This is a genomic window from Caulobacter sp. CCH9-E1, from assembly GCF_001556515.1.
Taxonomy (GTDB): Bacteria; Pseudomonadota; Alphaproteobacteria; order Caulobacterales; family Caulobacteraceae; genus Caulobacter.
The window spans coordinates 1-9,314 of the sequence record NZ_LSJA01000192.1; the positions used below are offsets into that span (position 1 = coordinate 1).

A 9,314-nucleotide genomic window follows, 5' to 3' on the forward strand; every position below is an offset into this window, starting at 1 on the left:
CCTTTTAGGCGCCTATCACCCCGCTAAGGGGGTCCTTCTTCCACGCCGCTGCACAATCCAGATCCCAGCCTATGACGTGAAACAGCATCTTGAGGCGGGAGAATTGGTCGAGGTGATGCCCGGCCATCGAGCCGAGCTGATGCCTATGACGTTACTCTATCCCCACCGCCAGCACCTTTCACACCGGCTGCAGGTATTTGCCGATTGGCTTGAGACGCTGCTGAAGGACAAGCTCTTATGAAGAGCAAAAGCCACCCGGGATCCGAAACGCCTGCGCTCAAGCGGTCCGGATGACCGAAGCGTCCTCGCCGATCATGCGTTAGAGGCAGTTTTTGCAGACGTCAGGATTACCGATCGGGCCAGACGCGACTGGCAAAGATCATGGTGAGGCCGAGCGCAGCGATCCTGATGAATTGCACGTTCATCTTCACAAAGGCCAACGACTGACCGGCGGGTTCCTAACCCCAGCTCCTGGCCGCCAGCCATTTGAGCGCGGACAGGCTTGGCATGAACAGATATTCGCCGCCCTTCATGACATTGAAAGTCTGCACTCCGTCGATGCGCTTGCGCGCCGGCGCCTGCGGGATCGTGAACCGGCCATCATCCTCATGCAGGCCAACGATCGGATCGCGCTCTTCGCCAAGGTCGACGAAATTGCCTCGGTTGATCCACTCCTGCTGCATGAACTCGATCGTGTCGTAGGCACGCGCGCTGATGAAGATGAAGAACAGGCCGCGATCGCCGTTGGCATCGTCCTCAGGCCCCACATCCTCGGAATAAACCGGCCCGAAGGTCGAGGAACGGCGAATGATGCGGTGGATGTTGACGTCGGTGAGCAGCGTCAACTCGGAATCGCGGGGATTGAGCCGTCGCATATGGCAGCCGAACGGCACGACGCGGCCTTTGGGATCGTCCTTGAAGGTGAAGTCGTTGTTGCGCTGCGGATCGGCGCCGAGGTCGGGATCGTCGTGATCGTGCGCCAGCGTCAAGGGTGCGCCGGAGCGCCAGCGCCCGAACATCTTGGCGGCAAGGCGCTCGCGTTCCTCCGGCGTGTCGCCATGTGCCTTGAGGAAGGCGTTGAAGCAACCGACCCGGCTGTTATACTTGCGCATTACGACGAAGGTGCCGTTCCTTCCGAGAACCGCAGGCTCGGGCATGCCGAGCGGCTGGCCGTTCTCGCTCTCATAGCCGAGGATGAATTCGCCGGCCTTGATCGGCCGCTCCTCGCCTGGCAGCGGATCAACGCCGCTGCCCTCCACTGCGGGCTGGGAGATCGAATCCCGGAAACCGAACGGGTTTTTCGCGCCGTCCGGCGCGCCGAAGCGATGCTCGCCGAGCAAGGTGACGCCGCTGCTCCGGTCGAGTTCGGTGCGCGCCGTCGCCAGCGCCTTGTCGAGCGCATCATCGTCGACCGCGTAGATGGTCAGCGCGAGATGGCAGTTGCCCGGCTTGAACACGTCTTCCCAGTTTTCCGGCGCGTTGGGTCCGAAGTCGCGAAGCTGCTCCGCGCGTGCGGCCATGCCCTGCTGGAACGGGAGCGGAAAGGTCTTGAGCTGGGCGTCGGGAACGCCGAGCGCCTTCAGACCCTCGAAGCTGAGCGCAGCGCCGATCCAGAAATCGAGATCCTCGCTCCAATTGTCGGCCGAAGCGATATGCGGTGCCAGCCGGCCGAGAAGATTGCGGGCTCCCGCTGCCTCGTCGAAATGGAGCATGGCGTGAACGCCGACATAGGGTTCCGGCCGGCTTCTGAGGATCAGCGCCTGGATGTCCTGCAGGTCGAGCGTGACGCTATCCCGCGAGAAGTGCTCTTTTAGTTTCTGAAGGATCGCCATGGCTCAGCCCACCTTGTCCAGGAATTCGTTGACGGCATGTTCGAGCCGTTGGAGCCGGCGCACATCGACGACGGTGACCTGCGGATTGGCGACGAACCAGCCGGCGGCGGTGATCTGATGCTCGGCGATGAAGTCCTTGACCTCGGGGCTGGCGATGCCCGGCCAGCCCTCGACCGAGGCGAAGATCAGGTCCATCAGATCGGGGATCTTGGTGGCGAAGTCGTTGATATAGGTGTCCCAGTCGCCGTCATAGGCGGTGGCGAACAGGATGCGGGTGTCGTTGTCGAAGAACACGAACCGCATGTTGTGCAGCGTGCCGACCTTCTGCGCCCCGTCGAAATTGCCGTTCACCAGCCCGAATATGCGTTTCAGCCGATCCGCGCCGCCGGGCTTGAGGTTGGCGATGGCGGTGAGCTCGGAGACATTGCCGGACTGCGCGCCGACGCGACCGGCCGAGCCGGCTGTGCCCTTGAGGTCGGGATTATGCTTCGTCACCATCTGCTCGAGGGCGAGCTTGGCGAGCTGTGGCGCATCGCCAACCACTTCCTCGATGCGGCGGCGGATGGCCTGCAAGCGGGTTTCATCGATCTGCGGGGTTTCTTCGGTCTCGGCCATGGCTGGCCTCCTTTCGTGATTGCGTGTGACGATCGGATCGTCAGTCCGGAATGACGTCGATGCTCGCCGGCTCGACGCGCGGTTGCGCGTTCATTTCGTGGCGGTAGCGGGTGGATCGTTCATAGGCGGCGATGCGCACGCGCATGATCGAGCCGAGTGGCTGATGATCGCGGATACCGTGCCAGGGATTGAACGACAGCACATCATCGCCGTAGACGCGCCGCGCCGGCGAATAGGCCTCCTGTGGCGGGATGCGCAGGGTCGCGATCGGCTGGTGCGGCGAAAGGTCTTCCGGCCAGAGCACGGCGGCGTCCTCGACCGGCATCCTGTCGAGATCGGCACAGAGCTGAGCACGGAGCTGATACTCTGCGCCTTGCTCGCGGAAATGTTCAACCACCAGATCGCGCATGGTGGAATCCTCAACCGCGCCGACATCCTTGCCGGTCAGTGCACGGACGTTGTCGGAGAACGGCGCGGCACTGATCTTGGCGATATGGTCGCCGAAGCGGATCGCCGCCATCGAATGATAGGTTTCGCCCAGCAGATGGTTATTGTCGCGAGCGAGCCCGCGCAGCGTGGCGCCGGGCTCGACGCCGACCGCTTCGACTGCCGCCTCCACGCCGCGCGCGACCCCAGCCATCGCTCGCTGGAGAAAGGCCGGGTTATGGGCATTCTTCTCCAGAAGGCTGATGAGCTGGCGATATTTACCGATCGTGCCGAAGCTCAAGGTCGGGATGTTGACGAGCAGGAAATCCTGGTTGTGGCCCTGGTCTTCGGGGAGAAGCCGCTCGCCATCGACACCGATCACCTTGATCGCCATGCCACGCGGCGCGGGAATGGTATCGGAGTGGATGTCGCCCGGCGCCGAAGAGAGGCGGATCACCACCGGATAGTTGGCGGGTCGGGCGAACAAGCCCTGGCGCAGATGCGAGGGCAGTTCGTGAACGATCAGTTCGCCCTTCAGGAACCCATGGCTTTTGGCATGGGCGTCGCGCACGGCGTGGCGATGACGCTCGAAGGCCCGCCGGTTGGTGGTGGCCATGATCTCGAGGATCTCGGCGGTCAGCCGCTCCTCGTCCTCGCCGAGAACCTCCACGTCCGGGGAATAGCCAATGTAGGTTTGAGCCAAGAGCGCTCCTTCACACTGAGATTTCGTTGCCCAGGAACGATTTCGGGTCGAAATCGCCGTTGATTTCGGATATCAGTTGATATCTGGTTTCACTGAGAACGCGGAACCTCCGAAAAGGTTTCGCACGTCTCGCCCGTTGGTTGGAGAACGAACCCATGCCGCTTACGCGCAAGGACACGCAGCGCCAGACGCGGGACCGGCTGATCGCGGCCGCGCATTCCTCGATTATCGAGGAGGGGGTCGCTGCCATGTCGATTCGCAACATCTGCAGCGCCGCAGGGCATTCGCAGGGCGCCTTCTACTCGAACTTCGCCAGCAAGGATGATCTGCTGGTCGAGATCCTGCAAAGCCATATCCAGGACGAGGTCACACTGCTTCGCGACCTGGTCGCGCACTGCTCCGGCGACGATATCGAGGCGACGCTGCAGGTGCTGGCCGCGCGGCTCGCGAAGTTGGCCGACGAGGCACAATGGTCACTGCTCTCGATCGAATTGCAGCTCCATGCCCGGCGCGATCCGGCTTTCGCCGAGCGGCACCGGGAGGGCAAGGCGGCCTGCTATCGGATGTTCGGTGAGCTCGTCGCCGATCTGACGCAACGCTTCGCACTTCGTCCGGCCTTGCCGCCGATGCAGACCGGTATCGGTCTTTACGCGCTCTGGATGGGACTGGCGGTGCAGGGCGATGTCGAAGGCGCCATGCCGCGCGACGAGATGCTCGTCGGCTTCTTCCGCGCCATGGCAGGACTGGGTTCGTCGCATGAGGAGCAGGCGTATTCGTGAGCGGGATCGTGTCAGATCGTCGACGCATCGGCTGCGATGAGCACGGACACCCACTCGTCGGCGAGGTGGATGAGCATCGGCGCTTCCATATCCGCTTCCGCGCCCGGGACGCCGACATCGACGAACTCGGCCATGTCAACAATGCGGTCTGGGTGACCTGGATTCAGGATGCGTCGGTGGCGCATTGGCTGACGGCCGCGCGGCCGCAGGATCGCGACCGGTTCGTCGCGGTCGTGCTGCGCCATGAGGTCGACTATCGCGGCAATGTCCGGGCGGGAGACGAGGTCAGTGCGATCACCTGGGTCGTCCGAGCGCCGCGGGGTGCCCGCTATGCACGATGTGTCGAATTCCATGCCGAAGACGGCCGGACGATCGTCGCCTCGCTGACCCAATGGGCCCTGGTCGATCGGGAAACCGGCAAGCTGGCCCGCGTCCCGGTGGAGGTGGCGGCTCCGTTTCTAAGTGACGATACCGCGCAGAAGGAAATTGGATGAGCGATATCAGGAAAGTGGCGGTTCTCGGCACGGGAGTCCTCGGGAGCCAGATCGCCTTCCAGACGGCCTATAGCGGCTTCGATGTTGTCGCCTACGACATCAGCGAGGAAGCGCTCGAACAGGCGCGCGCACGGCTGGCGGCGCTCGTCGAAACCTACACGAACGAGGTGTCGGGCGCGGCTGGCGGCAAGGCGGCCGGGGCGCTCAAGCGGATCGCTCTGCTGAGCGATCTCGGCGCGGCCGTCGCGGACGCGGACCTCGTGATCGAGGCGGTTCCGGAGGTTCTTTCGATCAAGCAGGCGCTCTACGAGAAACTGGCGGGGCTCGCGCCGGACAGGACGATCTTCGCCACCAATAGCTCGACCCTGCTGCCGAGCGACCTGAAGGCTTACACCGGCCGACCGGACCGGTTTCTGGCGCTGCACTTCGCCAACAGCATCTGGAAGTTCAACACCGCCGAGGTGATGGGCACGGACGACACCGATCCGGCCGTGTTCGATGCCCTGATCGCCTTCGCCTCCGCCATCGGCATGGTGCCGATCCCGGTGCGCAAGGAGAAAGCGGGTTACGTCCTCAATTCGCTTTTGGTGCCGCTCCTGAACGCGGCCGCCGATCTGGCGGCCGGCGGCTATGCCGAGCCGGAAGATGTCGACAAGGTCTGGCGGATCGCCACCGGCGCGCCGATGGGGCCGTTCCAGATCTACGACATCATCGGATTGAACACCCCCTACAACATCCTCTCGCATGGCGACGAGCATGCTCAGTCGCTCGCCGCCTGGCTGAAGGAAAACTACATCGACAAGGGCAGGCTCGGCATCGCCTCGGGCGAAGGCTTCTACAGCTACAAGCCCTCCGCAGACTGATCCCAACAAGAAGAACAGGAGTTCGCCATGCACTATAGCAGCGGAAACTATGAAGCCTTCGTGCGTCCCCGCAAGCCCGAGGGCGCCGACAAGAAGACGGCCTGGTTTGTCGGTTCGGGGCTGGCGGGGCTTGCCGGCGCGGCCTTCCTGATCCGCGACGGCGGCGTTTCCGGCGACCGCATCACCATCCTTGAAGAGCTGGAAATCCCTGGTGGCGCGCTCGATGGTCTGGACGTGCCCGAAAAGGGCTTCGTCATTCGCGGCGGCCGCGAAATGGAAGAACATTTCGAGTGCCTGTGGGACCTTTATCGCTCGATCCCCTCGCTGGAGATCGAGGACGCCAGCGTGCTCGACGAGTTCTACCGGCTCAACAAGGACGATCCCAACTTTTCGCTCCAGCGCACGACGCAGAACCAGGGCCAGGACGTGCCCGACAAAGCGCTGTTGACGCTAAACGACAAGGCCCAGAAGGACCTGCTCTCGGTCTTCCTCGCGACGCGCGAGGAGATGGAGAACAAGCGTATCAACGAGGTCTTCGGCGAAGACTTCCTCAAAAGCAATTTCTGGCTCTACTGGCGCACCATGTTCGCCTTCGAGGAATGGCATTCCGCGCTGGAGATGAAGCTCTACCTGCACCGCTTCATCCATCATATCGGCAGTCTCGCCGACTTCTCCTCGCTCAAGTTCAACCGCTATAACCAGTATGAATCGATGGTCCTGCCGCTGGTGAAGTGGCTGACCGATCACGGCGTCACGTTCCGCTACGGCGTCGAGGTCACCGATGTCGATTTCGACATCCAGCCCGGCCGCAAGCAAGCGACCCGCATTCACTGGAAAGAGCGCGGCGTCGAAGGCGGCGTCGATCTCGGGCCAGACGATCTCGTCTTCATCACGATCGGCTCGCTGACCGAGAATTCCGACAATGGCGACCACAGGACGCCGGCGAAGCTCAATGAAGGACCGGCGCCGGCCTGGGACCTGTGGCGCCGCATCGCCGCGAAGGATCCGGCCTTCGGCCGCCCAGACGTGTTCGGCGCCCATATCCCGAAGACGAAATGGGCCTCCGCCTCCATCACTGCCCTCGACGCCCGCATTCCGGCCTATGTCGAGAAGATCACCAAGCGGAACCCCTTTACCGGCAAGATCGTCTCCGCCGGTATCGTCACGGTGAAGGACTCGGCGTGGCTGCTGAGCTGGACGGTTCATCGCCAGCCGCATTTCAAGAAGCAGCCCAAAGATCAGATGATCGCCTGGTTCTACGCGCTCTTTGTCGATTGCCCCGGCGACTTCGTGAAGAAGCCGATGCAGGAATGCACCGGTGAGGAGATCACCCAGGAATGGCTCTATCACCTCGGCGTGCCGGTCGAGGACATTCCCGAACTCGCGGCATCCGGCGCCAGCACCGTTCCCACGATGATGCCCTATATTACCGCCTTCTTCATGCCGCGTCAGGCGGGTGACCGGCCGGACGTGGTGCCGGAGGGCGCGGTCAACTTCGCCTTCATCGGCCAGTTCGCGGAATCGAAGCAGCGGGACTGCATCTTCACCACGGAATATTCGGTGAGAACCCCGATGGAGGCCGTCTACACGCTGATGAATGTCGAGCGCGGCGTGCCGGAGGTCTTCAACTCGACCTATGATATTCGTACACTTCTTGCTGCGATCGGTCCGCTGCGGGACGGCAAGGGCATCGATCTTCCCGGACCGGCCTTCCTGCGCAAGCTGCTGATGAAGAAGCTCGAAGGCACAGAGATCGCCAAGCTGCTCGAAGAGTTCCATCTGATCGAGGAGTGAACAAAGACCGGAAGGCACGCGCGGCGTGTGAAAGGTGATGAATGGCCGACGACGATCAGAAGAGCGAACGCGCCGCCGAGGTGACTGGGGCGCACGGCCATCATCACCATCATGAGCCGGACGGCGAAACGCCGTCCGGTCACGTCGACCATGATCCGGTCTGTGGCATGGTGGTCGATCCCGCCAGGACCGCTCACAAGGCTGAGTATGAAGGCGAGCGTTACGCCTTCTGCTCGGCCGGCTGTAAGGCGAAGTTCGACGCCGACCCCGTGCATTATGCAGCACGGGTAGCGCATGCCGAGCCGCACCATGAGGGTGCTGCTACCCATGGCGATCATTCCCACCCTAGCCACACCCATAGACTTGATCGCCATGAGCATCACCCCGTTGCGGCGTTAACGGCAGCCGTAACGGAGGGCACGATCTGGACCTGCCCGATGCATCCGGAAATCCGCCGGGACGCGCCGGGCAGTTGTCCGATCTGCGGCATGGCGCTGGAGCCGCTGATCGCGGCGGCGGATGCCGGACCCAGTCCCGAACTTGCCGATATGCCCCGGCGCTTCTGGATCGGCCTCGCGCTCGCCTTGCCCGTGTTCCTGCTGGAGATGGGCGGCCACCTGATCCCGGCGCTGCACCATCTGGTGCCGATGCACATCTCGATCTGGATCCAGTTCGCCCTGGCGACGCCGGTGGTGCTGTGGGCCGGATGGCCGTTCTTCGCGCGTGGCTGGGCGTCGATCGTCAACCGCAGCCTCAACATGTTCACGCTGATCGCGATGGGGACCGGCGTCGCCTGGGGATACAGCATCGTCGCGACATTCGCGCCGCAGCTCTTCCCGCAGGCTTTCCGTGACGCTGATGGCGCGGTCGCGGTCAATTATGAGGCGGCCGCCGTCATCACCGTGCTGGTGCTGCTTGGTCAGGTTATGGAGTTGCGCGCCCGGGAACAGACGTCCGGCGCGATCCGCGCGCTTCTCAATCTCGCGCCGAAGACCGCACGACGCATCGGGGCAGACGGTGTGGAAGAAGATGTGCCGGTCGAGGCGATTGCGATCGGCGAGCGGCTCAGGGTCCGGCCCGGGGAAACCGTGCCGGTGGATGGCGTGGTCGAGCAGGGGCGCTCATCGATCGATGAATCGATGGTGACCGGCGAATCCATGCCGGTGACGCGCGTAGTCGGCGAAGCGGTCGTAGGAGGTACGCTGAATCAGACCGGCGCGCTCGTCATCCGGGCGGAAAAAGTCGGGCGCGACACGATGCTGGCTCGCATCGTCCAGATGGTCGCGGATGCCCAGCGCTCGCGTGCGCCGATCCAGCGCATGGCTGATCAGGTGTCGGGCTGGTTCGTGCCGGTCGTCATCGCCGTAGCGCTGCTCGCCTTCGCGGCCTGGGGTGTATGGGGGCTAGAGCCGCGTCTGGCGCATGGCCTGATCGCGGCCGTTTCCGTGCTGATCATTGCCTGCCCCTGCGCGCTCGGGCTTGCGACGCCGATGTCGATCATGGTCGGTATCGGCAAGGGGGCGGCCGCCGGCGTTCTGATCAAGAACGCGGAGGCGCTCGAGCGGATGGAGAAGATCGATACTCTGGTGGTCGACAAGACCGGGACGCTTACCGAAGGCAAACCGGCGGTGACCCGGATCGTCGCGGCGCCGGGATTTGTCGAGGAGATCATCCTGCGGCTGGCGGCAGGTGTTGAAAAAGCCTCGGAGCATCCGCTTGCGCGCGCGATCGTGGCGGCTGCCGAGGAACGAAAGTGTCAAACGGCACGCAATCGGGACCCCCTATCGGCGCCCAATAGGGACCCCCTC

The 9,314-nt window shown here is 63.4% G+C and carries 9 protein-coding genes; 6 read left to right on the forward strand and 3 right to left on the reverse strand.

Translation table 11 applies throughout. The features are described 5' to 3' along the window. The coding region (locus AX690_RS11720; RefSeq protein WP_369798205.1) for a LysR substrate-binding domain-containing protein at positions 1-241 on the forward strand (241 nt) is incomplete at its 5' end. 217 nt (positions 242-458) lie between these two features. Here AX690_RS11720 and AX690_RS11725 read toward each other — a convergent pair. The 3 genes from AX690_RS11725 to AX690_RS11735 are packed head-to-tail and all read right to left on the reverse strand — an operon-like array spanning position 459 to position 3,576. Next, positions 459-1,832: a Dyp-type peroxidase gene (locus tag AX690_RS11725; RefSeq protein ID WP_066730385.1), complete on the reverse strand. Its 1,374-nt coding sequence runs from the start codon at positions 1,830-1,832 to the stop codon at positions 459-461. A gap of 3 nt (positions 1,833-1,835) precedes the next feature. Next, complete coding sequence (locus AX690_RS11730; protein WP_035219808.1) at positions 1,836-2,447, reverse strand: hypothetical protein; 612 nt, start codon at positions 2,445-2,447, stop codon at positions 1,836-1,838. 40 nt (positions 2,448-2,487) lie between these two features. After that, complete coding sequence (locus tag AX690_RS11735; protein ID WP_197426846.1) at positions 2,488-3,576, reverse strand: catalase family protein; 1,089 nt, start codon at positions 3,574-3,576, stop codon at positions 2,488-2,490. A 155-nt stretch (positions 3,577-3,731) separates the two neighbouring features. Here AX690_RS11735 and AX690_RS11740 point away from each other — a divergent pair, with 155 nt between their 5' ends. The 5 genes from AX690_RS11740 to AX690_RS11760 form a co-directional block, all read left to right on the forward strand. Beyond that, complete coding sequence (locus AX690_RS11740; RefSeq protein ID WP_050746444.1) at positions 3,732-4,355, forward strand: TetR/AcrR family transcriptional regulator; 624 nt, start codon at positions 3,732-3,734, stop codon at positions 4,353-4,355. Then, positions 4,352-4,849 (forward strand): thioesterase family protein, encoded by a 498-nt coding sequence (locus AX690_RS11745; RefSeq protein ID WP_197426847.1) that lies wholly within the window; start codon positions 4,352-4,354, stop codon positions 4,847-4,849. The genes AX690_RS11740 and AX690_RS11745 overlap by 4 nt, the downstream gene beginning before the upstream one ends. Then, positions 4,846-5,712 (forward strand): 3-hydroxyacyl-CoA dehydrogenase, encoded by an 867-nt coding sequence (locus AX690_RS11750; RefSeq protein ID WP_046407406.1) that lies wholly within the window; start codon positions 4,846-4,848, stop codon positions 5,710-5,712. The genes AX690_RS11745 and AX690_RS11750 overlap by 4 nt, the downstream gene beginning before the upstream one ends. A gap of 27 nt (positions 5,713-5,739) precedes the next feature. Further along, the gene (locus tag AX690_RS11755) at positions 5,740-7,506 is read left to right on the forward strand and encodes an oleate hydratase (RefSeq protein ID WP_066730386.1); all 1,767 of its coding nucleotides are present in this window, start codon (positions 5,740-5,742) and stop codon (positions 7,504-7,506) included. A 41-nt stretch (positions 7,507-7,547) separates the two neighbouring features. Next, on the forward strand, positions 7,548-9,314 hold a 1,767-nt coding region (locus AX690_RS11760; RefSeq protein WP_066730389.1), incomplete at its 3' end, for a heavy metal translocating P-type ATPase.